Below are 26,291 nucleotides of genomic sequence, written 5' to 3'. Positions count from 1 at the left end.
CCCGATCATGGGGCCGAACCGTGGCACGCCCGGGGGCCGTCGCGCCGCCCGGATTCGCCACGCAACAGCTTCGATGCGACATGCAACGCAGGGCACTATCGCCGCCGCATTCCTGCTGTAATATGAGATTAGCTCTCAATAGAGATGCGCTTTTTTTCATGGAGGGTTTATATGGCCCGTCTGCTGGAGCCGGGGGATCCTGCCCCGCTTTTCGTGGCCCCGACGGCGCAGCGCGAGGATTTCCGGTTCGACACGGTCGCCGGACGATACATCGTGCTCAGTTTCTTCGGGTCGGCCGGCGAGCCCCAGGTGGCGCGGCTGCTGGCGGCGATCGCGGCCGACATCGGACCGTTCAACGACGGCCATGCCTCCTTCTTCGGCGTCACCCGGGACCGCACCGATGTCGAGCAGCAGCGCCTGCCCGGCCGGGTTCCGGGACTGCGCTATTTCTTCGATTTCGAGAACAAGATCTCCGACGCCTATGGCGCGGAGCAGCATCGCGTCAGCTTCGTGCTGTCGCCCAACCTCCGCATCCTCGGCCGGTTCGCGCTGCAGGACGGCGTGGAGCACGCCAAGGCGCTGGTCGATTTCGTCAGCCGCCTGCCGCCGCTGACCTCGCTCGGCACCGGCATCCCGGGCGCGCCGGTGCTGACGGTGCCGTACCTGTTCGAGCCGGCGTTCTGCCGCCGCCTGATCGACTACTACAACAAGGTCGGCGGCGAGGAGAGCGGCTTCATGCAGTCGCTGCCCGACGGCCGCACCGTCGGCGCGCTCGACCACAGCCACAAGCGCCGCAAGGATGCGACGATCGAGGATGACGAACTGCGCCTGGCCATGAAGGCCCGGATCGAACGGCGGCTGGTGCCGGAGATCAAGAAGGCCTTCCAGTTCAACGCCACCCGGATCGAGCGCTACATCGTCGCCTGCTACGACGCCGGCGAGGGCGGCTATTTCCGCGCCCATCGCGACAACACCACCAAGGGCACGGCGCATCGCCGCTTCGCCGTCACCATCAACCTGAACGCCGACGAGTTCGAGGGCGGCGAGCTGCGCTTCCCGGAATACGACCGGCACAGCTACCGCGCCCCGACCGGCGGCGCCGTGGTGTTCTCGTGCTCGCTGCTGCATGAGGCGCTGCCGGTGACCAAGGGCACGCGATACTGCACCCTGCCTTTCCTCTACGACGAGGAGGGCGCCAGGATCCGCGAACAGAACCTCTCCTACTTCGCCGACGAGACCCTGCGCACCCAGCTGGAGCGCAACCTGCTGAACAAGGAAGCGCAGCAGGCGGGTTGAGGCTTGGCCCGGTCGGCCGCCCCGAGGCGGCTGATCGGGGGCCGGCGGATGATGGGGCAGCGGTGACCACACCGGACGACATGATGGATGCGGACGGGGTCGTGGCCGGCCTCGGTCTCGCAGGGCCGGCGCATGCCATCCAGCTGGCCCAGACCCGCTTCCGCATGCGGCTGGTCGAGCATTGGCGGATCGCGCCGGGCGCCAGGGTGCTGGAGATCGGTTGCGGCCAGGGCGACACCACCGTGGCCCTCGCCGCCGCCGTGGGCCCCGACGGCCATGTCACCGCGATCGACGCAGCGGACGGAGGCTACGGCGCGCCGGACACGCTCGCCGATGCGGCGGAGCGCATCGGCCGGTCTTCCCTCGGCGGCCGCATCGGCTTCCGCTTCGGGGCCGACATCCTGGACCCGGCGATCCCGCTGCCCCACAGCCGGTACGACTGCGCCGTGCTGGCCCACTGCTCCTGGTACTTCCGCTCGGCGGAGGTGCTGCGCCGCACGCTCCGGCGCCTCGGCGACTGGACCGACCGGCTGTGCCTGTCGGAATGGGACCTGCAGCCGACCAAGCCGACCCAGATCCCGCACCTGTTGGCGGTGATCCTGCAGGGCCGGATGGCGCGCCTCGACTCCGCCTTCGACGGCAATGTCCGGACCCCGCTGTCGCAGGCCGCGCTCACGGCCGTGCTGCGCGAGGCGGGGTGGCGGGTGGGCGAGGCGGTGCCGGTGGACAGCACGCAGCTGCAGGATGGCCGCTGGGAGGTCGACAACGGCCTGGCGCTGCTGCCCCAGCCGCTCACGGCGTTCGAGGCGGCACCGCTGGCCGGGATCGACATGGCGGCGCTGCAGGCCGTCATCGGATCCGCCGAGATCGAATCTCTGCCGTCCTTCGCGATGACCTGCCGGCGCATCGGCTGACAGCGACCAGCCATGCCCGCAGGGAAGAGCCGGCAGACCAGGGCCGTCCGGATCGCATGGCTCGGCTCTGGCCTCGCCTCGGGCCTGGCCGGTAGGGTCCGCTTCGCAACACTCCAGCCTGGGAGACGGCCATGCCGCGCCTCGAGACCCTGATGACCGACGATCTCCGCGCCTTCCGGCGTCAGGCGGGCGACCGGCACACCGCCTTCAAGGCCCGCGGACTGAAGCTGGACAGCACCCGCGGCAAGCCGTCGGCGGAGCAACTGGACCTGTCGAACGCGCTGCTCGACCTGCCGGGGACCGACGGCTTCAAGGCCCAGGATGGCGGCGACTGTCGCAACTATCTCGGCGATGTGCGCGGTCTGCCGGAGGCGCGGGCGCTGTTCGCCCCGATGCTGGGCGCGCCGGCCGACCAGATGCTGGTCGGCGGCAATTCCAGCCTGACGCTGATGCACGACCTGATCGTCTTCGCCCTGCTGCACGGCGTGCCGGACGGCACCGCTTCGTGGTCTGCCCAGGCGCCGGTCAGCTTCCTGTGCCCGGTGCCCGGCTACGACCGCCACTTCTCGATCTGCGAAGGCTTCGGTATCCGCTTGGTCCCGGTGCCGCTGACCGGGCACGGGCCGGACATGGATGTGGTGGAGCGGCTGGTGGCCGGGGATCCCGGCATCAAGGGCATGTGGTGCGTGCCGAAATACAGCAACCCGACCGCCGAGACCTATTCCGACGAGACGGTCGAGCGGCTGGCGGCGATGCGCACGGCCGCCCCGGATTTCCGGCTGTTCTGGGACAACGCCTATGCCGTCCACCACCTGACCGACCGGCCGCACCAGCTGGCCGACATCCTCGCGGCCTGCGCCCGGCACGGCCACGCCAACCGGCCCTTCGTCTTCGGCTCGACCTCGAAGGTCACCTTTGCCGGCGCCGGCCTGTCGCTGTTCGCCAGTTCCACCGCGAATCTGGATTGGGCGCGCAAGCATCTCAGCCGCCAGTCGATCGGGCCGGACAAGCTGAACCAGCTGCGCCATGTCCGGCTGCTGCGCGACATGGCCGGCATCGCCGCGCTGATGGAGCGCCACCGCCAGATCCTGGTGCCGAAGTTCCAGCGGGTGCAGGCGGTGTTCGCCGAGCATCTCGACGGCGCCGGCGTCGCCCGCTGGACCGAGCCGGAGGGCGGCTATTTCATCAGCCTGGACGTGCGGCCGGGTTCGGCCCGCCGCGTCGTGACCCTCGCGCAGGAGGCCGGGGTGGCGATGGTGGCCCCGGGCGCGACCTTCCCCTACGGTAAGGACCCGCAGGACCAGAACATCCGCATCGCGCCGACCTTCCCGGCGCTGCCGGAGGTCGGGCTGGCGGCAGAGGGCGTGGCGCTGTCGGTGCTGGTGGCGACCAGCGAGGCGATCCTGGCCGAACGGGAGTCCCATAGCGGGCACTGACGCGGTCTGCGGCCGGCGACGGAACGCCGCCTGTCGTCCGTGGGTTGAGGGTCCGGTTCCCCCCAGCCCGATGCCCCAAGGACGACAGCATGGCCCACCCTTCCCTGCTCCGGATCGCAGCCCTGACCCTTGCCCTGGCCGGCGCCGCGACCGCGGCCAGGGCCGACGACGCCGGGCAGCTGGCGGCCAAGGGCACCCAGCTGCTGCAGGCCGGGCAGTTCGCCGACGCCTACAAGGCCTTCAACGACGCCGCGATCGAAGCCTGGCTGCAGGCGCCGCTGGCCTTCCACCGGTCGCTGCTGGTGGCGGCCCCGGCGCAGAGCTACGGGTCGTTCAGCCCGCGCGAGACCAGCGTGTTCGACGGCACGTCCCCGCTGCGCTTCTACGCCGAGCCCACCGGCTTCGGCTGGAGCAAGGACGGCGAGCTGTACCGGATCGACCTGTCGATCGACTTCTCGCTGAAATCGGCCACAGGCGAAGCACTTGGCGAGCAGAAGGACTTCCAGACCTTCAAGGTCGAAAGCCGCGACCGGGTGCGCGAAATGTTCCTCAACCTGACCTTGACCCTGACCGACGCGCCCGACGGCCAGTACGTCGCCACCTTCACCGTCCACGACAAGGCGACCGGCAAGAGCGGGTCCTTCGACGTCCCGTTCGAACTCAAGAAGGGCTGACGCCGCCCGCCCCTCGCCTCGGGCGCCGCCGGAGTCAGGAACAGCGGATCGCGGCCAGCCCGCCCTTGCCTTCATCCGCCACCGGCTCGAAGCGCCCGGTGTCCGGATCCCGCACCAGCAGGCGGCCGGAGGCGACGCCGAAATAGGCGCCGTGCAGCTGCAGCTTGCCGCGCCCGACCAGGATCGAGATGCAGGGGAAGGTCATCAGGTTCTGCAGGCTGAGTTCGACCGACGCGAACTCAAGCCGGCGCAGATAGTCGTCGCCGTCCTCCGGCCGACGGGGGCCGAGGCCTTCCGCCGCCGGGGCGATCTGCGACATCCAGCGGCCGATGAAGTCGCCCGGCGACAGCGGCTCCTGCTCGTCGGCGAAGGCGCGGATGCCGCCGCAATGGGCATGGCCCAGCACGACGATGTGCTTGACCCTGAGGGCCTGGACGCCGAATTCCAGCGCCGCGCTGGTGCCGTGCTGGGTCTCCCGGTCCGGCTCATAGGGCGGCACCAGGTTGGCGACGTTGCGCACGACCAGCAATTCGCCCGGCGCGGCGTCGAAGATGACCTCGGGCGACACCCGGGAATCGACGCAGCCGATGACCATGATCTCGGGCTTCTGCCCGGCCTCGGCCAGCATCTCGTAGCGATTGCGCTCGCTGGCGAAGCGGCCGCCCAGGAAGGCGCGGTATCCTTCGGTGAGCCGTTCGGGAAACATGGTTCTTCTCGCATTCACCGTGCCGCCAGGACGAATGCGGCGACAGCGTGGCAATAGCAGATGCGCCCCGCCGCGCCAACAGCCCTAGCCGCGGCGGCGCCGGCGGCGGCCGCCTTCGCCATCGCCGCCATCCGACACCTTCGGGGCCGGAAGGTCGACCACCGCCGCGAGGTTCGGGAAGGCGGCGGTCTTGTGCGGCAAGGCCATGGCCTCGACGAAATGCTGCTGGAACATCGGCTCGACCGCGGTCTCGATCTTCTCGACCCGGCGGACGATCTGCTCGATCTCGGCCCGGGCGCTGCGGTTGACCAGGGCGATGCGGGCGCCGGTGCCCGCGGCGTTGCCGCCGGCCACCACCTTGGTCAGGTCGCAATCCGGGATCAGCCCCAGCACCATGGCGTATTTCACGTCGATATGGCTGCCGAAGGCGCCGGCCAGGGTGATGCGGTCGACCTGGTCGACGCCGAGCTTGTCCATCAGCAGGCGTACGCCGGCGTACAGCGCCGCCTTGGCCAGCTGGATGGCGCGGACGTCGTTCTGGGTCACCCGCAGCTCGCGCTCGCCATCCTTGTAGAGCAGGTAGCTGAAGGTGCGGCCGTCGGCGACGATCCGGTCGCTGCGCGCCGCCATGCCGCCGTCGATCACGCCGTCCTGGGTGATGATCCCAGCCAGGAACATCTCGGCCAGCACCTCGATGATGCCGGAGCCGCAGATACCGGTGACACCGGTGCGGCGCACCGCCTCGGCGAAGCCCTCGTCATCCGACCACAGCTCACTGCCGATGACGCGGAAGCGCGGCTCCAGCGTCACGCGGTCGATCCGCACCCGCTCGATCGCGCCCGGCGCGGCGCGCTGGCCGGAGGAGATCTGCGCGCCTTCGAAGGCCGGGCCGGTGGGGCTGGAACAGGCCAGCAGCCGGTGCCTGTTGCCCAGCACGATCTCGGCATTGGTGCCGACATCGACGATCAGCCGGAGGTCGTCGGATTTGTGCGGCTCCTCCGACAGGATCACCGCCGCGGTGTCGGCGCCGACATGGCCGGCGATGCAGGGCAGCACATAGACCCGGGCGTTGGGGTGGATCCTGAGGTCGATCTCGGTCGCCCAGATGTTGATCGCCTGGTCGGTGGCCAGGGCGAAGGGGGCGCCGCCCAGCTCGATCGGGTCGATGCCCAGCACCAGGTGATGCATGATCGGGTTGCCGACCAGCGTCACCTCCAGCACGTCCTCGACCTCCAGCCCGGCCTGGGCGGTGACGTGGGCGGCGAGATCGTTCAGCGCGCCTCGCACCGCCTCGGTCAGCGCCTTGTCGCCGCCGAGGTTCATCATGATGTAGCTGACCCGGCTCATCAGATCCTCGCCGAAGCGGATCTGCGGGTTCATGGCGCCGCCGGAGGCGACGACCTCGCCGGTCTCGATGTCGCAGAGGTGGCAGGCGATGGTGGTCGAGCCGATGTCATAGGCCAGGCCGTAGATCTTGTCGCGGAAGCCGGGCCAGACGGCGAGCAGCCGCTTCACCCGTTGCTCGCGCACCGCCACGGTGCAGGTCCAGGCGCCCTCGCCGCCCCCCGAGGCGCCCGGGCCGCGCAGTGCCTTCTGCAGCCGCTGCACCACCCTGAGGTCGCAGTCCAGGCCGGTGATGCCCCATTGCTCCGCCAGCGCTTCTTCCAGCCGGCGCAGATCACCGGAGGGGTCGTGCATGTCGGGCTCGCGCACCTCGACGTAGTAGAGCTTGACCGCGGGATCGACCTCGATGATGCGGTGCTCGGCATCCTTGCGGACGACCTGCTTGTGCACCTGGCTTTCGGCCGGCACGTCGACCACCAGGTCGCCCTGGATCAGGGTCTGGCAGGACAGCCGCCGGCCGGGCTTCAGCCCGCGCTTCTCGGCGTAGCGAAGCTCCGCCATCCCTGCCTCGGAGGCATGGCCGGCCCGGGATTCGATGCCGTGCTTGGCGAACTGCCCACTGCCGATCTCGACCTGGCAGCGGCCGCAGATCGACCGCCCGCCGCAGACGCTGTCGACATCGACGCCGAGCGACCGCGCCGCCTGCAGCAGCGGCGTGCCCATGGCGAAACGCCCGCGCCGGCCCGACGGGGTGAAGACGACGAGCGCCGTCTCCTTCGCCTCCTGGCTGGCCGGCTGCCCTGCATCGATCATGTTCATCGCCAACCCGTCACCATTGCGAAACCCCGGCCGAGGCGTCGCCCATCAATCCCATCTCATCCGCGCCGCCGACGGCCCTCGCGGCCGCCGCGCGCACCGCTGGCCTCGGCACCTTCCGGCGCGGGCTCACGATACTGGCGGATCCAGCGGGCGCAATGGGGGTCATGCCCCATCATGGTGTCGGCGCCCAGCACCGCCTGCAGGCTTTCGGCATGCAGCGGATTGGTGATGGCCGAGGTCATGCCCGCACCGATCGCCATGGTCAGGAAGGCGGCGTTCAGCCCGTGCCGGTTGGGCATGCCGAAGCTGACATTGGAGGCGCCGCAGGTGGTGTTGACCTTCAGCTCCTCGCGCAGCCGGCGGACCAGCGCGAACACTTGCCGCCCGGCGGTGTTGATGGCGCCGATCGGCATCACCAGCGGGTCGACCACGATGTCGGCGTAGGAGATGCCGTGGTCGCGCGCCCGCTCGACGATCTTCTTGGCGACGGCGAAGCGGACGTCGGGGTCCTCGGAGATGCCGGTCTCGTCGTTGGAGATGGCGACGACGGCGGCGCCGTACTTCTTCACCAGCGGCAGCACCGTCTCGAGCCGCTCATCCTCGCCGGTGACGGAGTTGACCAGGGCCTTGCCCTTGTAGACGGACAGCCCGGCCTCGAGCGCGGCGACGATCGAGCTGTCGATCGACAGCGGCACGTCGGTGATCGACTGCACCAGCTGGATGCATTCCGCCAGGATGCGCGGCTCGTCCGCCAGCGGGATGCCGGCATTGACGTCCAGCATCTGGGCGCCGGCCGCGACCTGAGCCAGGGCGTCGGACTGGACCCGGCTGTAGTCGCCGGCCTTCATCTCCTCGGCCAGGATCTTGCGGCCGGTCGGGTTGATCCGCTCCCCGATGATGACGAAGGGCCGTTCGAAGCCGATGGCGATCTCTTTGGTCGCCGAACTGATCACCGTGTCCGTCATGCCGTGACCGCCTTGCCTGGAGGTTCGATAGCATCGACGCTAGGCGGGATGGCGGTCCGGGGATCGTCTTGCAGCGGCATCGCCTGCCACAGGCGCGTCAGGCGCTCTCCCCGCCTTCGACACCGCCGGCCTCGACCAGCGCCTTCAGCCGGGCGGCGTCATAGGCTGCCTCGATCCGTGCCGCCGCCGCGTCGGCTTCGGCCTGCAGGTCGTCGCCGCACTCCACCGGCTCGGACTTCTTCCATTCCTCGAGATAGCTGTCGGCATCGCGCGCCTTGCCGCGCATGGCGGCGCGGTCGATCGCGTCCTGGAAGCGCTGCGACAGCAGCACCTTGGCCTGGTCGCGCCGGCCGGCCTTGGCGGTGACCTGGCTCGGGATGTCGCGCCAGGAGACGATGATGAGCTGCGGCATGGGAACTCTCGATTGAGGAACGGTCAGGCGGACGCCGCCACGAAGCCGGCGAACTCGCCATATCCCGTGAAGCGGTACTCGTAGTCGAGGCCCAGCCGCTCCGCCGCCGCCTTCGCCTGGGCCTGCAGCGCCGGATCCTCGGTCTGGGCGAGGTAGACCACGCGTTTATAGTTGCCGAAGAACATCGGCAGCAGTTCGGGGTGGCGGTCCAGGCCCATGCCTTCGACCACCAGGGTGTGGAAGTGGCGGGTCAGGAAGTCGGTCAGGAAGAAGCTGCCCGGCTCCTCCTCCATCAGCCGGTCGAAATCGGGCGCCCCGGCGAAGAAGGAATAGCAATGCGGGCCGCCGATGCGCTCCGCCCCCTCCTCCGCCAGCATCCGGTCGATGCCGCCGCCGGTGCCGCAATCGGCATAGGCGATGCGGATCCGGGTCCAGCCCATGGCGCGGGCGGTGCGGATGCGCTGGCGCAGGCGCTCGGGGATGCGCTCGGGCCGGTTGTGCAGGATGGCGGGCAGGCAGGTGACCGCGACGCGGTCCTCGATGCCGTTGGCGCGGATCACGGCCAGGGTCTCGCGCGCCAGGGCACCGCAGGCGATCAGCAGGGTTCGATCAGGGCCGGGGGCGACCCCGGCCACGCCGAACCGCTCGACCAGCGCAGCGTCGGGCCTCAGCCCGCCACGGCCTTTGGCTGGTTGTGCTTGCGTCGCATGAAGTCCTTGGCCGTCTCCACCGCCACCGCCGCGTCGCGGCAATAGGCGTCGGCGCCGATTTCCCGTGCGAATTCTTCGTTCAGGGGCGCACCGCCGACCAGCACCACGTAGTCGTCGCGGATCCCCTGCTCCTTCAAGGTGTCGATGACGACCTTCATGTAGGGCATGGTGGTCGTCAACAGGGCGGACATGCCGACGATGTCGGGCTGGTGCTCCTCGATCGCCTTCAGATAGTTCTCGACCGGATTGTTGATGCCGAGGTCGATGACCTCGAAGCCGGCGCCTTCCATCATCATCGACACCAGGTTCTTGCCGATGTCGTGGATGTCGCCCTTGACCGTGCCGATCACCATCTTGCCGACCTTGGGCGCGCCGGTCTCGGCCAGCAGCGGCCGCAGAATGAACATGCCCCGCTTCATGGCGTTGGCGGCCAGCAGCACCTCGGGCACGAACAGGATGCCGTCGCGGAAGTCGATGCCGACGATGCGCATGCCCTCGACCAGCGCCTTGGTCAGCACGTCGTAGGGGGTCCATTTGCGCGCCAGCAGGATGTTGACGCCCTCCACGATCTCATCGGCGAGACCGTCATAGAGGTCGTCCCACATCTGTTCGACGAGTTCCTCGTCGTTCAGCGCGTTCAGGTCGATATCGTCATCCGCCATGAGGGCCCTCGATCGCCGGCTGCATCCGCTGACAAGCCACGGATGGCATTTAGCGGGGAAGCCGCCCGTCGTCGCTAGCCTGGAACCGACCCGGACTGCGAAGGCGGCGACACGTTTGCGACACGGCCGCGGCGATGGCGCCCTTGCCAGGAGGGCGGCGTCCCCGGATGATGCGCCCCTGCCCCGGCCACATGGTAGCCATGGACCTCCAGGATTCGCTGCTCACCTTCCTCCGCCACTTTCCGCGGACGGACGACACCACGCTGATCATCCTGAAGGGCCACCTGCTGCTGGAGGAGGAGATCAACAACCTCCTGCACGAGATGCTGGCGAACCCGGCCGCGCTCGACGGCCTGCAGATCAACTTCTTCATCAAGACCCAGTTCCTGCGGGCGCTGATCAAGAACGAGACGCTCGACAGCATCCTGGACGCGGCGGAGAAGTTGAACCGGCTGCGCAACCGCCTGGCGCACAACCTGGAGCCATCGGGCGTCGAGGCGGCGATCCGCGACTTCGTCACCGGCGCCGACGGCCGGATCCTGGGCGGCGAGGCCGCGCCCGACCAGCTGTTGAAGCGGCGCATCGCCTTCCTGTGCGGCCAGTTGCTGCGCTTCCGCACCGAGTACCGGGCCGCGCGCCAGATGCTCAAGACCCGGGTCGGCACGGTGAAGACCAAGACCAAACGGTCCTGACCGGAGGGAAACCGACATGCCGGGATGGAAGAACCGCGGCGGCGGGCCGCGCGACCCGGACAAGCTGACGCGGGTGGTGCAGGCGGCGGACCGGCGCCAGGACCGCCGGGCCAAGACCGACCGCCAGGCGCTGGAGGCCGAGCGCAACGCCTTGGCGCTCAACCTTCTGGCCGCCGAGATCGTCGATCCGGAAGCGAGGCTGGACGGCGAGGCAGCCGCACAGGAAACGAATCCCGTATCCAAGGGCGACGCTGCGCGGGATAGTGTGTGAATGCGGATCGACGTCTTCTTCGATGTGGTGTGCCCCTGGTGCTATATCGGCAAGCACCGGCTGGAGCGCGCTTTGGCCATCAGGCCGCTGCCGGGTCTGGAGATCCGCTGGCAGCCCTTCCAGCTGAATCCGGAGATGCCGAAGGTCGGCGTCGACCGGCAGAGCTACATGATCGCCAAGTTCGGCGGCCGCGAGCGGATGCGGCAGATCAACGCCGTCGTGGCCGAGGCCGCCGCCAAGGAAGGCCTGCCCCTGAACCAGAGCATCATCCGCCGCACCCCGAACACGGTCGAGGCCCACCGGCTGATCCGCCATGCCGGCGAGTTGGGGGAGGCCGACCGCATGGTCGACGCCCTGTTCTCCGCCTATTTCGCCCAGGGGCTGGATGTCGGCGACCGGGCGACGTTGATCAGCATCGCCGTCGAGATCGGATTCGACCGCAAGCGGGTGGCGGGGGTCCTGGCCAGCGAGCTCGGGGTCGCCGAGATCCAGGCGGCCGACCTGCGGGCCCGGCAGCTCGGCATCCAGGCGGTGCCGTGCTTCGTCTTCGACGGCCGCTACGCCGTCTCCGGCGCGCAGGAGCCGAGCGCCTTCCTGCCGCTGCTCGACCTCTCCCGCGAACACGCCGTCTCCGCCCCGCTGTCGGAACGGGCGTAGCCTGCGCCTCTGACGTCGGGAACTACCCCGCCAGGTCGGCCAGGCGCTGCACCAGCTTGCGGGCGCCGGTGACGCGGTCCTGCGGGGTTTCCCAGCTTCGCGCGTAGACCAGCTTCTGGTCGGGCCGGACCTTGATCGCCCCGGCCATGCGCTGGATGAAGCCGATCAGCTTGTCGGGCTTGGCGAACTGGTTGTCGCGGAAGCCGACCACCGCGCCCTTCGGCCCGGCATCCAGCCGCTCGATCCCGGCGACGCGGCACAGCCGCTTGATCGCCACCAGCTCCAGCAGGTTCTCGACCTCCTCCGGCAGGGCACCGAAGCGGTCGATCAGCTCGGCGGCGAAGCCGTCCAGCTCCGCCTGGCCCTCCAGCGCCGAGATCCGGCGGTAGAGGTCGAGCCGGATCTGCAGGTCGGCGACATAGACCTCCGGGATCAGCACCGGCACGCCGAGATTGATCTGCGGCGTCCAGCTGTCGGCCTGGTCCTCCACCGCGCTGACGCCGGCGCGGGCGGTGCGCACCGCCTCGTCCAGCATCTGCTGGTACAGCTCGGCCCCGACCTCGCGGATATGGCCCGACTGCTCCTCGCCCAGCAGGTTGCCGGCGCCGCGGATGTCCATGTCGTGGCTGGCCAGGGTGAAGCCGGCGCCCAGCGTGTCCAGCGTCTCGATCACATGCAGCCGCTGCTGCGCCGTCTTGCTCAGCGCCTTGCGCGGGCCGTAGGTGAGATAGGCGTAGCCGCGCAGCTTCGACCGGCCGATGCGGCCGCGCAGCTGGTACAGCTGGGCCAGGCCGAACAGATCGGCGCGGTGGATCACCATGGTGTTGGCCGACGGCACGTCCAGCCCGGATTCGACGATCGCCGTGGCCAGCAGCACGTCGAACTGGCCGTCGTAGAAGGCGCTCATCACCTCCTCCAGCTGGGTCGGCGGCATCTGGCCGTGGGCGACGGCGATCTTCACCTCCGGCACCAACTCCAACAGGGTCTGGTGCGCCTCGCCGAGATCCTCGATCCGCGGGCAGACATAGTAGGTCTGGCCGCCGCGGAAATGCTCGCGCAGCACCGCCTCGCGGATGATCACGGGGTCGAAGGGCAGCACGAAGGTGCGCACCGCCAGCCGGTCGATCGGCGGAGTGGTGATCAGCGACAGCTCGCGCACGCCGGACAGCGACATCTGCAGCGTGCGCGGGATCGGCGTCGCGGTCAGCGTCAGCACATGCACGTCCTCGCGCAGCGCCTTCAGCTTCTCCTTCTGCTTCACGCCGAAATGCTGCTCCTCGTCGACGATGACGAGGCCGAGATTCTTGAAGCTGACCTGCTTCGACAGGATGGCGTGGGTGCCGACGACGATGTCGATGGTGCCGGCCGCCAGCTCGTCGCGCACCAGCTTCGCCTCCTTCGCCGTGACCATGCGCGACAGCTGGCCGATGCGCAGTGGCAGGCCCTTGAACCGCTCGGAGAAGGTGCGGAAATGCTGGCGCGACAGCAGCGTGGTCGGCACCACCACCGCCACCTGGGCGCCGTTGGCCGCGGCGGTGAAGGCGGCGCGCAGCGCCACCTCGGTCTTGCCGAAGCCGACATCGCCGCACACCAGGCGGTCCATCGGCCGGCCGGATTGCAGGTCGTCCAGCACCTCGTCGATGGCGCGCTGCTGGTCCTCGGTCTCGGCATAGGGGAAGCGGGCGGCGAATTCCTCGTACAGGCCCTCGGGCGGCGGCAGCGGCTCGGTGGTGCGCAGGGCGCGGGCGGCGGCGATGCGCATCAGCTCCTCCGCCATGTCCTTCAGCCGCTTCTTGACGCGCGCTTTCCGCGCCTGCCAGCCGGCGCCGCCGAGCTTGTCGAGCACCACGGCCATGTCGCCGGAGCCGTAACGCGACAGCACCTCGATGTTCTCGACCGGCACGAACAGCTTGTCGCCGCCCTCGTAGACGATGCGCAGGCAGTCATGCGCCGCGCCGCCGACGGTCAGCGTCTCCAGCCCCTCGTAGCGGCCGATGCCGTGGTCCTGGTGGACGACGATGTCGCCCGCCGCCAGGGCCGAGACCTCGGCGATGAACTGGTCCGACTTGCGCCGCTTCTTCTGCGGCCGGGTCAGCCGGTCGCCGAGGATGTCCTGTTCGGTGACGACGGCGAGGTCGGGCGCGGTGAAGCCGTGCTCCAACGGCAGCACCACCATCACGGCGGTGCGCGGGTCGGTCTTCTCCACCCCCGGCCAGGTCTCGGCCACGGCGAAATCGGCCTTGCCCTGCTCCGACAGCATCGAGCGCAGGCGGTCGCGGGCGCCGGTGGTGTAGCCGGCGATCAGCACGCGCTTGCCGGCAGCCTTCAGCTCCGCCAGATGCTGGCGCGCGGCAGCGTAGAGATTGGTCTCAGGATTCGCTCGGGCGTCGGCGAAGTCGCGGCCGCGGCGGCCGCCGGCATCGGTGCCGCCCTCGGGCGGGGCGAAGGGCGAGAAATCGGCGACCGGCCGGCCGGCGAGCCCGGCATCCCACTCCGCCACGTCGAGATACAGGCGGTCCGGCGGGATCGGCCGGTAGGGCACGCCCTTGGCCTTCTTCTGCGCCGCCTGGTGGGTCAGCCGCGCCTCGTAGAAATCGGCGATCTGGGCCAGCCGCTGGTCGCGCGCCTGCTCGATCTGGTGGTCGAGCGTGACCGAGGCGTCGGGCAGGTAGTCGAAGAGGGTGTCGAGATGGTCGTGGAACAGCGGCAGCCAGTGCTCCATCCCGGCCTGCTTGCGGCCGGCGGAGACCGCCTCGTACAGCGGGTCGTCGTCGTTGATGGCGCCGAACAGCTCGCGATAGCCGCTGCGGAACCGCGCGATCGACGCTGCGTCAAGGAAGACCTCGCCCATCGGCTTGAGCGTCACCCGCTCGACCTCGCCGGTGGTGCGCTGCGACATCGCGTCGAAGCGGCGGATCTTCTCCAGCTCGTCGCCGAACAGGTCGAGCCGCAGCGGCTCCGCCATCCCCGGGGGGAACAGGTCGACGATGCCGCCGCGGATGGCGAATTCGCCCGGCTCGCGCACCGTCTGGGCGCGGACATAGCCGTTGCGGGCGAGGAAGCCTTGCAGCGCCTCGAGATCGATCCGGTCGCCCGGCGCGACCGACAGGCTGGCCTCGGCGAAGCTGGCGCGCGGCGGCACCCGCTGCATCGCGGCGCCGATGGTGGTCAGGACGATGAAGGGCTGGTCGGGCTTGCGCGGGGCCAGCAGCCGGGTCAGGGCATCCACCCGCTCCGCCACCGTCTCGGGATTCGGCGAGACGCGGTCATAGGGCAGGCAGTCCCAGGGCGGCAGCACCACCACCGGCAGGTCGGGCGCGAAGAAGGCCAGCGCGCCCTCCAGCGCCGGCAGGCGCGCATCGTCGCTGGCGACATGCAGCAGGCCGCGGCCACCGGCCTTGCGCGCCAGCTCGGCGATCAGCCGCGCATCCTGGCCTTGCGGCACGCCGCCGATGGTGTGGTGGCGGGCGCCGGCCTCGGGCGCCGTGCGTTCGGCCAGCGCGCTCATTTGCGCCCCCGAGACCGGCTGTAGTCGAGCAGCAGCTGCATCACGTCGCTGTCGGCCTCGGGCGGCACCGGCGTACGTTCGGTGACCCAGTCCCACAGGTCGGGGTCTTCATTTCCCAGCAATTCGCCATAGCGCTCCAGCTGGGCCGCATCGAGGCGGTCCAGTGTGGCGTCGGCGAATCCGCCGAGCAGCAGATCGGCTTCGCGGGTGCCGCGATGCCAGCTGCGGAAGCGCAGTCGGCGGCGCAGCGGTGCTGCCGCATCGCTATCGGTCGGCTCGGTCATTGGCTTAAGGTGCTTCTCCACTTACGCCCCCATATAGACCTGAGCCTTGCGTCCGCAAATCCTCTTCCCACTCTTTGCTGCCATCGAATCCCTGCACGGCATCGGCCCGAAGACCGCCAAGCTGATCGAAAAGCTGGCCGGACCGAAGGCGATCGACCTGCTGTGGCACCTGCCGAGCGGGGTGATCGACCGTCGCCGCGTGGTCACGCTGCGCGAGGCCATGCCGGGCACCATCGTCACCCTGACCCTGCATGTCGACGGCCATATCCGCGGCTCCTCCGCCCGCGCGCCGCACCGGGTGCGGGCCTCGGATGCGACCGGGGCGATCGATCTCGTCTTCTTCCACGCCCGGCCGGACTGGCTGGAGACGAACTTCCCGATCGGCCAGGTCCGAATCGTCTCCGGCCGGATCGAGCAGTTCCAGGGCGCCTTGCAGATGCCGCATCCCGACCGGACCGGCCCGCTGGAGGAGCGCGAGGAGATTGCGGTGGTCGAGCCGGTCTATCCCCTGACCGCCGGCCTGATGCCCCGCACCCTGGCGAAGGTGATCGCCGACGCCGTCGCCAAGGCGCCCGAGCTGCCGGAATGGCAGGACGCCGCCTGGCTGCAGCGCCGCGGCTGGCCGGGCTGGCAGGATGCGCTTCGCCGCGCCCACGCACCGCAGGATGGGGCCGACCTGCTGCCCGTCGCCCCGGCCCGGCAACGCCTGGCCTATGACGAGCTGCTGGCGAATCAGCTGGCCCTGGCCCTGTTCCGCCGCTCCACCCGCCAAAGGCCCGGCCGCCCGACCAAGGGTGACGGGTCGCTGCGCGCCAAGGTCGAGGCCGCCCTGCCCTTCGCCCTGACCAATGCCCAGCGGCTGTCCCTGGCCGAGATCTATGCCGACATGGCGGCGCCCAACCGGATGCTGCGGCTGCTGCAGGGCGATGTCGGCAGCGGCAAGACCGTGGTCGCCCTGCTGGCGATGCTGGCGGCGGTGGAGGATGGCCGGCAGGCGGCGATGCTGGCGCCGACCGAGATCCTGGCGCGACAGCACCGCGAGACCCTGTCGGCGCTGCTGGCGCCAGTCGGGCTGACCGCCGGCCTGCTGACCGGCCGCGACAAGGGCAAGGCCCGCCGCGAGACGCTGGCCGGCCTGGCCGATGGGTCGATACGGATCGTCGTCGGCACCCATGCCTTGTTCCAGGAGAGCGTCGAGTTCGCCGATCTCGCGGTCGCGGTGATCGACGAGCAGCACCGCTTCGGCGTGCACCAGCGGCTGCAGTTGTCGGCCAAGGGCGACGGCGTCGACGTGCTGGTGATGACCGCCACGCCGATCCCGCGCACGCTGCAGCTGACCGCCTATGGCGACATGGAGGTGTCGAAGCTGACCGAGAAGCCGCCGGGCCGCACCCCGGTCGACACCCGCGCCGTCTCGGCCGAGCGGATCGACGAGGTGGTGGCCGGCATCGGCCGGCATCTGGCGGCCGGCGGCAAGGCCTATTGGGTGTGCCCGCTGGTCGAGGAGTCGGAGACCATCGACCTGGCCGCCGCGGCCGACCGCTTCGAGGACCTGCGCCGCATGTTCGGCGAGAAGGTCGGGCTGGTGCACGGCAAGATGAAGGCGGCGGAGAAGGACGCCGTCATGGCCGGCTTTGCCGAGGGCGGCATCGACCTCTTGATCGCCACCACAGTGATCGAGGTCGGCGTCAACGTGCCGGCGGCGACGGTGATGGTGATCGAGCATGCCGAGCGCTTCGGCCTGGCCCAGCTGCATCAGCTGCGCGGCCGGGTCGGGCGCGGCGATGCGGCGTCGCGCTGCATCCTGCTGTACACCCAGCCGCTGTCGGAGACGGCGCGGCAGCGCCTGGCCACCATCCGCGAGACCGAGGACGGGTTCCGCATCGCCGAGGAGGATCTACGCCTGCGCGGCGCCGGCGAGGTGCTGGGGACGCGCCAGAGCGGCCTGCCGGAGTTCCGCATTGCCGACATCGACAGCCAAGGCGACCTGCTGGCGGTGGCGCGCGACGACGTCGCCCTGATCCTGAACAAGGATCCCGAGCTGGAGGGCCCGCGCGGCCAGGCGCTGCGCACCCTGCTGTACCTGTTCGAGCACGACAGCAGCGCGAAGTATCTCAGGGCGGGGTGACGTTGCCGACCGCCGGGTCAGCGATACAGCGCCGAGGCCGCGACCTCTTCGCCAGGGACGACGGCCTCAGGCGCGATGCGCTGGAGCGCCTCCGCAACCATCCGGATGCACCGCACCTTCAGGTAGGTCTCGCCCGGCCGGATCGGCAGGGCGGTGTCCGCGACCTGCGCCTGTCCCTGGAAGGCGCAGGCGGACGGGCTCGCCGTCGCCGGTCCCTGGATGACATCGATCGCGGTGTCGATCTCGCAATCCGCGGGCGACAGGCTGGTCGCGCAGACGAGCAATAGCATTTTGAACATGACCGACGGGCCTCCCCTGGCCCTGTGCAATGACCTCAGAGGTTGTCGCTGCGGCGGAGAGGCCGGGAACAGCCTCCCGAACTCGGCGCCGGAGACGATTCAAACCTAATTGCCGTAAAATATTCGTTAACCGACCGTGACATCGATTTCCTCAAGCGAGATGGATGTATAATTTTTCTTCAATCAAAAATAAGCAAACATTCCCCGATACCTGAGTAAATATTCCGCGTGACCATCGGATTCGCCTGATCATCCAGAGTTGACGCAGAGGCGCTCGATGTCGACTTGGCGGGTCGGCCGGTGACGGATCAGAAGCCGCGCACGGCCGCGACCAAGTCCCGGAATGCCGGCGCCCGGCCGCGGAAGGCCGGGTAGAAGGTCAGCAGCAGCCCGACATGGCCGAGGCCGGGATAGAGATGGGTCTCGACCGGCACCCCGGCGGCATGGAGACGCTCCGCCATCTCCGTCGTGTTGCTGGGTCGCACCGTGCCGTCGGCGGCGCCGTGCAGCAGCACCATCGGCCGCGCCTGCGGCCCGGCCTGGGCGATCGGGCGGGCCTTGTCTTCGTCGGTCAGCCCGGCGAAGACATGCCGCGTCGGGCCCCAGGTGAGCGGGTGGAAGCTGTAGGGCCCGGCCTCGCCGACCACGCCGCGGATGCGCGTCAGGGGCAGGCCTTCAGCCGCAAGATAGGACGGATCGGTCGCCAGCAGCGCCGCGATATAGGCCCCGGCGGAGTGGCCGACCAGCACGATGCGGTCGGGATCGCCGCCATAGCGGGCCGCGTTCGCCGCCGCCCAGGCCACCGCGGCCGCCCCGTCCTCGACGAAGGCCGGGAACGGGGCCGCCGGGGCCAGGCGGTAATCCGACACGATCGCCACGATCCCCTCGGCCGCCAGCGCCTGGCCGACGAATCGGTAGTCGCGCCGCTCGCCACTGGTCCAGCTGCCGCCATAGAAGAACACCACCACTGGGGCAGGCTGCGAGGATGGCGTCCGGGGCTGGTACAGGTCTAGCTTCCGACGGTCCCCCGCGCCATAGGCGATGTCCGCCTGGACCACGGCGTTGTCGCGGACCAGGGCCGCGTTGAGCATGCCGAGCGGCGAACAGCCGCCCGGCAGCAGGGCGAGAAGGGAGACGAGGAGCGCGCGCATCGGTCTGATACGCGCCGGTGCCCCGGTTGGATGTGGTTCAGGGAGACAAGTCGGGGCGCGGCCAACCGCGCCCCTGCGGCTCAGAAGTTCAGGATGGTGCCGACGCTCAGGGCCGAGGTCTCGAAGTCGCTGCCCTGACGGAACTCGTCCTTCTCGTAGCGCAGCTCGGTGAACGCATCGAGACCCGGCGCGACGTTGTAGACCAGGGTTCCGATCACATTGTGGCTGGTCTGCAGATCCTTGCCATCGTTCAAGGACGAGTTCAGCCCGTTGTCCCGCTCCGCCGTGGTGTAGGCGTAGCCGATCGAGGCCAGCCACGGCCCGGTGGTGTAGGACAGGTCGCCGACGATCGAGTCGATCGCCTTGTCGGCGTGGAAGGTGCTGGAGAAATGCGTCCAGCTGGCGCTGGCCCAGAAGCCATTGGCGAAGCCGACCTGGCCGGCCAGGTAGTAGGCCTCGAGGTCGTGATTGCCGCTGACGCCGTTGCCCTCATAGGCCATGCCGGACAGGCGCACCGACGTGCCGGCGAAGGTCTCTCGATAGTCGAGGCCGCCGCCGATGACGTTCTCATAGAGCGTCGTGCTGTCATTTATCAGGTCGTTGACGCCGCCGGGGCCGGCATGGCCGTTGCCGCCGACCACGGGGGTGAAGTCGACACCGAAGGAGATGCCGGTGGAGCCGGAGGAGCCCAGGAGGAACGGCGAGGTGTACTTGACCTTCGTGTCCTTGGCGTTCAGCCCGCCGAACTGCTGGTAGGGCGCCACGGCGAAGAAGGCGTTGCTGCCGCTCAGCCAGGTGCCGGGGCTGCGGAAGCCGTTGCCCCAGTCGGTGTCGAGGCCGAAATTCGTGCCCAGCGTCTGCTGCGCGTAGACATGAAAGTCCTCGGCGATGTAGGGCGCGTCGCCGAAGGTGAACGTGCCGAAGCCGCCCTTCAGGTAGACATAGGTGCGGTCGACGGTGACGCCGTTCTTGCGGTCGACATTGTTGAAGCGGATGCGGGCACCGTATTCCAGGCCCGAATCGGTCACGTTCTTGACGTCGAACTGCAGCCGCGCCCCGGTCTCGAAGTCGTAGTCGCGGTCGAGATTCTGGTTGTCGGTGCGGTCGATCACCACGCCCGCCAGGAAGCCGAGGCGGCCGGAGATCTTGACCTGCAGGCCCGTGTCATCGGCGGCGTGGGCCGCCCCTGCGGCCATGACGACCGCAAGCGCGGCCCCACACAGTAAGCTCTTGGTCATGATGACCTCTGATCGCAAAGCGATCGTTTCGGGAAAGGCGTGGCGACGATGCCGACCGCACTGCACCAAACCAAGTTAAAACAACATTGTAATATATGAGTCACAATATTCCGTGCGGAAATGCAACACCCGCCGCGGCCCTGTCTCCTTCGGACAAGGATCCGACAGCCTTCCGCGGACGGCCTTCCGCCCTGCCGGGAATCGGCCCAGGAAGAAGCCATGAAGACCTCGAACCCTGCCGGAGACGGCCCCGATTTCATTCCACGGCCGCACCAGATCGTGGCGCGCGACGCCATCCTCGCAGCGCGGGCCCAGGGCCGGCCGGGCTTCCTGCTGGGCGACCTGACAGGGCTGGGCAAGACGCTGTCGGCCTGGCTCGCCGTCGCGGCGATGCCGGAGGACGAGGTGCTGGTGATCTGCCCCAAGGGCGCCGTGCCGCAATGGCGGCGCACCATCGCCCGGTCCGGCACCGCGGCCAAGCGGGTGACCCTGACTAATTTCGAGAAGACCAAGTCGCTGCTGGCGCCGCCGCCGGTCAGCACCAAACGGTCGACCCGCGCCAAGAACAACGAGCTAGCCAAGTACGGCACGGCCAAGCGGGTCTGGCCGATCGTGGTGATCGACGAGAGCCACCGCATCCGCAACCCGAGTTCCCAGCAGGGGCTGGTGTGCCGGCAGATGGCCGCGGCCGCCGCCTTCGCCATCTATATGAGCGCGACCGCCGGCCAGGCGCCGCATGAGCTTTCCTATCTCGGCCGGCTGCTGGCCCACGCCACCGGCGGCGTCGACGGCAGCATGGACGAATTCCGGGCGCTGATGAAACGGCTGCGGATCGGCCGCGCCAAGGGCCGCTGGAAGAACTGGAGTTGGGATCCGAACCCGGCCGACCGCCGGGTGATGTCCGAGCTGCTGTTCAAGGGCCCGAAGGCGATCGGGCTGCGCCGCCGGCCGGAGGACATCGCCGGCTGGCCGGAGGTGCAGCGCGAGCTGGCCCCGACCGCGCTGGACGCCCCCGCCCGACGCCTCTACGAGGCCACCTGGCGCGAGTTCCGGCGCGAGCTCGGGCTGGCCGGCGGCAGCACCCGCCGCGCCACCGGCTGGGCCGCCGACCTGCGCTTCCGCCAGAAGGCCAGCCTGCTGCGCCTGGCCGGCACCGCCGATTTCTGCGACGACCTGCTGGGGAACGGCCAGCAGGTCGCGATCTCGGTCGCCTTCCTCGAGACCAGCGCCATGTTGGCCGAGACGCTGCGCGGGCACGGCTGGACCGTCGGCGAGATCAACGGCACCCAATCCGGCGAGGCCAATGAGGCCACCCGCGTCGCCTTCCAGACCGGCGCGCTGGACGCGGTGGTGTTCACGGTGACGGAGTCGATCTCGCTGCATCGCGGCGAGATGCCGGGCGGTGACCGCGACCGGTCGCTGGTGGTGCACGACATGCGCCACAGCGCGATCCAGCTGCAGCAGATCGAGGGGCGCTGCCACCGTGACGGCGAGCGCGCGGTGATCTACTACACCTATGCCGAAGGCACGGTGGAGGAGAAGGTGGCCGGCACCGTGATCGCCCGCATGGCGTCGATGGAGGCCATGGCCGGCGACGACACCGCGATGCTCGATGCGATCGCGGCCGTGGTCGAGGCCGCGGCGGCGCAGCGCGAGGCGGCCTGACTTGCCCGGCCCGCCGGATCCCGTGAGAATGGTGCGATGAACGCAGACGATGTGCTGAAACGCTATAAGGACGAGGACCTGCCCGATTTCAGCGGGATGGACCTCGCCGGTGTGAACCAGGTCGGCCTCTTCGGGGATGCCCCGATCCATGTCGCCGCCATCCGCGGCCGGATCGACGAGATCACGGCGCTGCTGGATGGCGGCGCCGATGTGAATGCGTCAGGGGAAGCCGGCAACACCCCGCTGCACGAGGCGGTGATGCAGGGCCAGGTGGAAGCGGCGGCGCTGCTGCGCGAGCGCGGCGGCGATCCCGACCGCCGGAATGATTTCGGCGGCACCCCACTCGACATCGCCCGCGCCCGCAAGCACCGGCGCCTGATCAAGCTGCTGGAAGGCAAGGGGCCGGCCCGCCGCTGACGGACGGGGCCGCCGCGTGGCGTCACGGCATCAACGGCTTTGCCGAAGGAGCACGCGGGCGGAGCTGCACCGCAATGGCCAGGGCGGACAGCAGCAGCCCGACAGCGCAGACGCCGGGCCAGTGCCACAGGCTCCAGGCCAGGTTGCCCATGGCGGATCCGACGGCACCGCCGATGAAGCGGGACACCATATAGACGGTGTTCAGCCGGCTCATGGCATCCGCCTTCAGGCCGACATTGCGGGTCATGTTCGAGACATGGCCCGACTGCACAGCGACATCGAGCAGCACGAAGCCGGCGATCATCCCCCAGAGCGAGCCGCCGACGACCGCCAGCAGCAGGAACGTGACCAGCACGGCGATGCTGCTGAGCAGCACGGTCAGATGCGGGCTGCCCCGGTCGGCCAGCCGCCCAACCTGCGGCGTGATCAGCATCGCGACCACCCCGATCACGCCGAATAGGCCGGCCACGTCGCTGCCGTAACGCGCCGGCATGGCATCGAGATGGAAGGCCAGGGTGGTCCAGCAGGCGCTGAACGCGCCGAACTGCAGCGCCCCGATCAGGGACGTCTGCCGCAGCACCGGCTGTTCCCGCACCAGCCGCGCGAGCGACGCCATCAGCGTCCCATAGCGTCCCTCGAAGGACGGCCGGTCCTTCGGCAGCAGGACGGACAGCACCCCCAGCAGCACGATCATCACGCCGGCGGCGATCCAGTACATCGCGCGCCAGCCCCATTCGGCGCCGACGAAACCGGCGACGGTGCGCGACAGCAGGATGCCGCACAGCAGCGCGCCCAGGACGGTGCCGACGGCACGTCCGCGCTCCTGCGGCGGTGCGAGATGCGCGGCGAAGGGCACGGTCACCTGCGGCACCACGCTGGTGAAGCCGACGGCGAAGCAGGCGACGATCAGCCAGGGCAGGCTCGGCGCCAGGGCGGCGGCGGCCAGCGCGCCGGCCGAGGCCAGCAGCAGAGCGCCGATCAGCAGGCGCCGGTCGATCATGTCGCCGAGCGGCACGAACAGCAGCATGCCGATCGCGTAGCCCGCCTGGGTCACGATCGAGGCGCTGCCGGCCTCGCGCTGCGTGACCTGGAAGGTCTCGGCGAAATCCACCAGCAGCGGCTGGTTGTAGTAGTTGTTGGCGACCACGACCCCGCAGGCGACGGCCAGGATCCAGATGTCGGACCTACGCATGACAGGGATCCGGGAGAGGCGACTGACGAACCATCCCTGCGCCAAGGACCATGGTCCTCCCCCCTGCTGCGCGGCCTGTCAGGATTCAGTAGGCCGGCCGCGCGGGCCGCGGAACCACTGCGCCGCGCACGGCATCCTTGCGTGATGCGCAAGGATGCCGGCAGAGGACAGAGCCTGGGGTCAGCCGCCGCTACCAGAGGTTCTTGCCGTCGATCACCTGCACCGGCAGCGCATCGATGTCGAAATCATCCAGCAGCCGGGCATTGACGCCGATCCTGAGCTTGCTGAAATCCGGCTTGCCATCGACCCATTCCGGCGTCTCGGTGTAGGTGCCGCAGCCGCAGATGGCGCAGTGGTGATGCTGCACCGTGTAGCTGTTCCATTGGTAGGTCGACACCCGGTCGCGAGCGGTCAGCAGCTTGAACGCCCCGGCCGGGTAGTAGGCCCATAGCGGCCCACGCTTGGCGCAGAAGCTGCAGGTGCAGCGGGTCAGGCCGGTCGGCGCCTCCGGCAGCTCGAACTGCGTTGCGCGACAGTGGCAGCTTCCCTTGATCGGCATGGCATTCCCCCCTCGTTCGACCGGTGAGTCCCGGCCCGCGAGTGTCGCCGAGATCACGCGCCCTGTCCCGCCTCCCGCGCCCCCTCCGCCTCCGGTGGAACCCGACCGACCACTCCGGCCAGCGCCTCGGTCGCATCGACCATCCGGTCGGTCGCCTCCAGCAGCGCCAGGATCACCGGCTGGTCGGCCTCCGGCAGGGCCGCGGGGTCGAGCAGGTCGGCCAGCGCCCGGTGCCGGGCCGGCAGGTCGAACGGGATCGCCGCCGGCCGCTGGTCGCGCAAGGCCGCAGCCAGCTCGGCCAGCGCCGCCGCGATGGCGCGGCCGAACGGTTCGATCGCGGCATGCTTCGCCAGCGCCGCCGCGCCATGGTCGTGCAGCGCGCTTTCCAGCGCCATGCCGGCGCGCAGGATGCGGTTGGCGTTGGCGAAGATCGCCTCGGCCCGCGCCGGCTGGCCGGGATCGGCCGGCTCTACCCGCAGCCGATCGACCGTGGCCTGGGCGTTGACCCGGGCACCGCGGGCGACATCGCGGGCATCGGCCTGCGCCCGGGCGTCGCCCGCCAGCAGCGCCGTCAGATAGGCGGCATAGGCGTCGATCATCGCGGCGATCACCGGCCGCTCACGCCGCCGTTCCCAGGTGGGCCACAGCAGATAGGCGGCGAGACCGAGCAGGCTGCCCAGCACCGTGGCGACGCCACGGTCCAGCACCGACACCCCCGCCGGCAGCCCGGCAAGGCCGAGCAGCAGCACCACCACCGCGGTCAGCAGCGACACCGCCAGGCCGTAATGCACCGGCACCAGATAGCGGAAGGCGAAGTACAGCGGCCCCACCAGCAGCGCCTGGGCCAGCGGATGCGCGAACACCAGATGGGCCAGGGCGGTGGCCAGCAGCAGCCCGGCCAGGGTGCCGAACATCCGCAGCAGGCCGAAGCTGACGGTGCCACCGAAATCCGGTTTCAGCACGATCACCACGGTCATGGCGATCCAATAGTACTGCGGCAGGCCGATGGCGCGGCCCAGTGCCTCCGCCGCCACCACGCAGACCATGCAGCGCAGGGCGTGGCGGAAAGCGACGGAGGACAGCGACAGATTGGCGCGCAGTGTGGCCAGCGGCGCGCCAGGGCGCATCGCGGCCGGCTGCCTGGCATCCCGTTCCGTCGCCCGCCGGTCGCCGCGGCTGCCGGCCTCCGCCGTGTTGCGGATCGCGGCGCGCAGGGTGCCGGCCAGGCCGATCGCCCGGGCCTCGGCCAGATGCAGCCGGCGGCGCAATGCGGGATCCTGGGTGGCGTGGCGGGCGGCGCGCAGCGCGGCCAGCGCGGTTTCGAAGCCCTTCAGCACCGCCTCGCCCTCGGCCATCGGCCGACCCTGGCGCAGCGCCATGGCGAGGCCGCGCAGCACCACCGCCGCCTGGCGCATGAGCGCCGGCAGCGCCGGGTCGTCGATCTGCCCGCGCAGATCGGACAGGGCCAGGAGTTCGAGCCGGATGCGCTCGGCCAGGCCGAGCAGCACCCGGAAGGCCTCGACCCCGCGGATGCGGGCGGCGTTGCTGCGCCCCAGCAGCTGCTGGGCATCGGCCACGGAATCGGCCAGGGGCATGAACACCGTGTCCTCCGGCATCGCCCGCGCGATCTCCGACAGCATGCGGTACATGGCGGACAGCGCGTCCCGCTCCGGCTGGTAGATCCTGAGCGGCCAGGCCGCGACGGAGAACAGGGTCGCCAGCAGGCCGCCGGCGAGGAACAGGCCGGAGGCGGCCCAGGGGTCGAAGCCATGGCCGGCGGTGCCGCTGGTGACCACCAGCACGATCAGGACGGCGGTGCCGCCCTGGGTCGCGACCGGCCCCAGCGCCACCAGCAGGGCCAGGACGAAGGCCCAGATCGCGAGCACCGGCAGCAGCATCAGCCAATGGGTGCCGAGCGAGAAGCCGGTCAGCGCCGCCAAGCCAGCCCCCAGCGAGATCAGCAGCATGCGCCTCAGCCGCATCGCATGCGGCCCGGGCGCGTCCGAACTGACGACGTTGAGCGCGCCGCCGGCCACGGCGAGGCCGACATCCGTCTGGCCGAACAGCACGCCGAGCACGACCGGCAGTGCCACGGCCAATGCGTTGCGCAGGGCCACCGGCCAGGGAATGATGGCGCGGTTCCACTGCACCAGCGCGGCCAGCAGGGGCGAGCGGCCGGGCCCCGCCTGGGTCACCGCCACGCTGCCTGCCGGCAATCCTTCGCGCCTGGTTGGAAGGTCATCCACCTGCCTTCGTCGAGTCGTCCGGTCGGCATGATGCCCGTTGGCGGCG

General features: G+C 69.9%; 24 protein-coding genes. 10 read left to right on the top strand and 14 right to left on the bottom strand.

Annotated features, from left to right (window positions below; genetic code table 11):
• Nucleotides 1-171: 171 nt before the first annotated feature.
• The 4 genes from AB4112_RS15020 to AB4112_RS15005 all read left to right on the top strand — a co-directional run bounded on the left by AB4112_RS15020 (nt 172) and on the right by AB4112_RS15005 (nt 4,320).
• Nucleotides 172-1,296 carry a 2OG-Fe(II) oxygenase gene (locus AB4112_RS15020; RefSeq protein ID WP_309794304.1) on the top strand — a complete coding sequence of 375 codons (1,125 nt, stop codon included), beginning with the start codon at nt 172-174 and terminating at the stop codon, nt 1,294-1,296.
• A gap of 62 nt (nt 1,297-1,358) precedes the next feature.
• On the top strand, nt 1,359-2,210 hold the full coding sequence (locus tag AB4112_RS15015; RefSeq protein WP_309794307.1) for a methyltransferase domain-containing protein: 852 nt from the start codon (nt 1,359-1,361) through the stop codon (nt 2,208-2,210).
• Between the two features lie 131 nt (nt 2,211-2,341).
• Nucleotides 2,342-3,646: an aminotransferase class I/II-fold pyridoxal phosphate-dependent enzyme gene (locus AB4112_RS15010; protein WP_309794308.1), complete on the top strand. Its 1,305-nt coding sequence runs from the start codon at nt 2,342-2,344 to the stop codon at nt 3,644-3,646.
• Between the two features lie 89 nt (nt 3,647-3,735).
• Complete coding sequence (locus tag AB4112_RS15005; protein ID WP_309794310.1) at nt 3,736-4,320, top strand: hypothetical protein; 585 nt, start codon at nt 3,736-3,738, stop codon at nt 4,318-4,320.
• A gap of 34 nt (nt 4,321-4,354) precedes the next feature.
• Here the strand turns inward: AB4112_RS15005 and AB4112_RS15000 are convergent, their stop codons facing one another.
• The 6 genes from AB4112_RS15000 to AB4112_RS14975 form a co-directional block, all read right to left on the bottom strand.
• A complete protein-coding gene (locus AB4112_RS15000; RefSeq protein ID WP_309794312.1) occupies nt 4,355-5,026 on the bottom strand; it encodes a carbonic anhydrase in 672 nt (223 codons plus the stop codon).
• Between the two features lie 84 nt (nt 5,027-5,110).
• Nucleotides 5,111-7,189 (bottom strand): ASKHA domain-containing protein, encoded by a 2,079-nt coding sequence (locus AB4112_RS14995; RefSeq protein WP_441720700.1) that lies wholly within the window; start codon nt 7,187-7,189, stop codon nt 5,111-5,113.
• Between the two features lie 56 nt (nt 7,190-7,245).
• Complete coding sequence (locus AB4112_RS14990) at nt 7,246-8,154, bottom strand: methyltetrahydrofolate cobalamin methyltransferase (protein WP_309794314.1); 909 nt, start codon at nt 8,152-8,154, stop codon at nt 7,246-7,248.
• 97 nt (nt 8,155-8,251) lie between these two features.
• Entirely contained in the window at nt 8,252-8,566 is a 315-nt protein-coding gene (locus AB4112_RS14985) for a virulence factor (RefSeq protein WP_441720698.1), read from the bottom strand.
• A 23-nt stretch (nt 8,567-8,589) separates the two neighbouring features.
• Complete coding sequence (locus AB4112_RS14980; protein ID WP_441720696.1) at nt 8,590-9,201, bottom strand: DUF1638 domain-containing protein; 612 nt, start codon at nt 9,199-9,201, stop codon at nt 8,590-8,592.
• A 32-nt stretch (nt 9,202-9,233) separates the two neighbouring features.
• Nucleotides 9,234-9,938, bottom strand: coding sequence for a corrinoid protein (locus AB4112_RS14975; RefSeq protein WP_309794317.1), 705 nt, complete (start codon nt 9,936-9,938; stop codon nt 9,234-9,236).
• Between the two features lie 200 nt (nt 9,939-10,138).
• Between AB4112_RS14975 and AB4112_RS14970 the strand changes: the two genes are divergently transcribed.
• From AB4112_RS14970 to AB4112_RS14960, 3 genes are read left to right on the top strand one after another with little or no spacing between them, the layout of a single operon-like run.
• Entirely contained in the window at nt 10,139-10,630 is a 492-nt protein-coding gene (locus AB4112_RS14970; protein WP_441720694.1) for a hypothetical protein, read from the top strand.
• A 16-nt stretch (nt 10,631-10,646) separates the two neighbouring features.
• Nucleotides 10,647-10,901 (top strand): hypothetical protein, encoded by a 255-nt coding sequence (locus tag AB4112_RS14965; RefSeq protein ID WP_441720692.1) that lies wholly within the window; start codon nt 10,647-10,649, stop codon nt 10,899-10,901.
• A complete protein-coding gene (locus tag AB4112_RS14960; protein ID WP_441720690.1) occupies nt 10,902-11,558 on the top strand; it encodes a DsbA family oxidoreductase in 657 nt (218 codons plus the stop codon).
• A 22-nt stretch (nt 11,559-11,580) separates the two neighbouring features.
• Here AB4112_RS14960 and mfd read toward each other — a convergent pair whose 3' ends face one another.
• Entirely contained in the window at nt 11,581-15,066 is a 3,486-nt protein-coding gene (mfd, locus tag AB4112_RS14955) for a transcription-repair coupling factor (protein ID WP_309794323.1), read from the bottom strand.
• Complete coding sequence (locus AB4112_RS14950; RefSeq protein ID WP_441720688.1) at nt 15,063-15,350, bottom strand: FAD assembly factor SdhE; 288 nt, start codon at nt 15,348-15,350, stop codon at nt 15,063-15,065. The genes mfd and AB4112_RS14950 overlap by 4 nt, the downstream gene beginning before the upstream one ends.
• A gap of 46 nt (nt 15,351-15,396) precedes the next feature.
• On the opposite strand from AB4112_RS14950, the gene recG reads away from it, so the two are divergent.
• On the top strand, nt 15,397-17,478 hold the full coding sequence (recG, locus tag AB4112_RS14945; protein WP_441720686.1) for an ATP-dependent DNA helicase RecG: 2,082 nt from the start codon (nt 15,397-15,399) through the stop codon (nt 17,476-17,478).
• Nucleotides 17,479-17,495: 17 nt separating this feature from the next.
• Here the strand turns inward: recG and AB4112_RS14940 are convergent, their stop codons facing one another.
• The 3 genes from AB4112_RS14940 to AB4112_RS14930 all read right to left on the bottom strand — a co-directional run bounded on the left by AB4112_RS14940 (nt 17,496) and on the right by AB4112_RS14930 (nt 20,166).
• A complete protein-coding gene (locus AB4112_RS14940; protein ID WP_441720684.1) occupies nt 17,496-17,768 on the bottom strand; it encodes a hypothetical protein in 273 nt (90 codons plus the stop codon).
• 317 nt (nt 17,769-18,085) lie between these two features.
• Nucleotides 18,086-18,928, bottom strand: a complete 843-nt coding sequence (locus AB4112_RS14935) for an alpha/beta hydrolase (protein WP_309794330.1) — start codon at nt 18,926-18,928, stop codon at nt 18,086-18,088.
• Nucleotides 18,929-19,008: 80 nt separating this feature from the next.
• A complete protein-coding gene (locus AB4112_RS14930) occupies nt 19,009-20,166 on the bottom strand; it encodes a porin (RefSeq protein WP_309794332.1) in 1,158 nt (385 codons plus the stop codon).
• A 219-nt stretch (nt 20,167-20,385) separates the two neighbouring features.
• On the opposite strand from AB4112_RS14930, the gene AB4112_RS14925 reads away from it, so the two are divergent.
• Entirely contained in the window at nt 20,386-21,831 is a 1,446-nt protein-coding gene (locus tag AB4112_RS14925; protein WP_309794334.1) for a DEAD/DEAH box helicase family protein, read from the top strand.
• Nucleotides 21,832-21,867: 36 nt separating this feature from the next.
• The gene (locus AB4112_RS14920) at nt 21,868-22,248 is read left to right on the top strand and encodes an ankyrin repeat domain-containing protein (RefSeq protein ID WP_309794336.1); all 381 of its coding nucleotides are present in this window, start codon (nt 21,868-21,870) and stop codon (nt 22,246-22,248) included.
• A 22-nt stretch (nt 22,249-22,270) separates the two neighbouring features.
• On the opposite strand, the gene AB4112_RS14915 is transcribed toward AB4112_RS14920, so the two are convergent.
• From AB4112_RS14915 to AB4112_RS14905, 3 genes are all read right to left on the bottom strand, one after another.
• The gene (locus AB4112_RS14915; protein ID WP_441720681.1) at nt 22,271-23,440 is read right to left on the bottom strand and encodes an MFS transporter; all 1,170 of its coding nucleotides are present in this window, start codon (nt 23,438-23,440) and stop codon (nt 22,271-22,273) included.
• A 190-nt stretch (nt 23,441-23,630) separates the two neighbouring features.
• Nucleotides 23,631-23,999, bottom strand: coding sequence for a GFA family protein (locus AB4112_RS14910; RefSeq protein ID WP_441720679.1), 369 nt, complete (start codon nt 23,997-23,999; stop codon nt 23,631-23,633).
• Nucleotides 24,000-24,052: 53 nt separating this feature from the next.
• On the bottom strand, nt 24,053-26,215 hold the full coding sequence (locus AB4112_RS14905; RefSeq protein ID WP_441720678.1) for an FUSC family protein: 2,163 nt from the start codon (nt 26,213-26,215) through the stop codon (nt 24,053-24,055).
• Nucleotides 26,216-26,291 lie beyond the last annotated feature (76 nt).

The organism is Inquilinus sp. 2KB_23 (assembly GCF_052115705.1).
Lineage (GTDB): Bacteria > Pseudomonadota > Alphaproteobacteria > DSM-16000 > Inquilinaceae > Inquilinus > Inquilinus ginsengisoli_A.
Note: the sequence above shows the minus strand (reverse complement) of the source record. Positions and strands in the feature narration are given on the sequence as shown.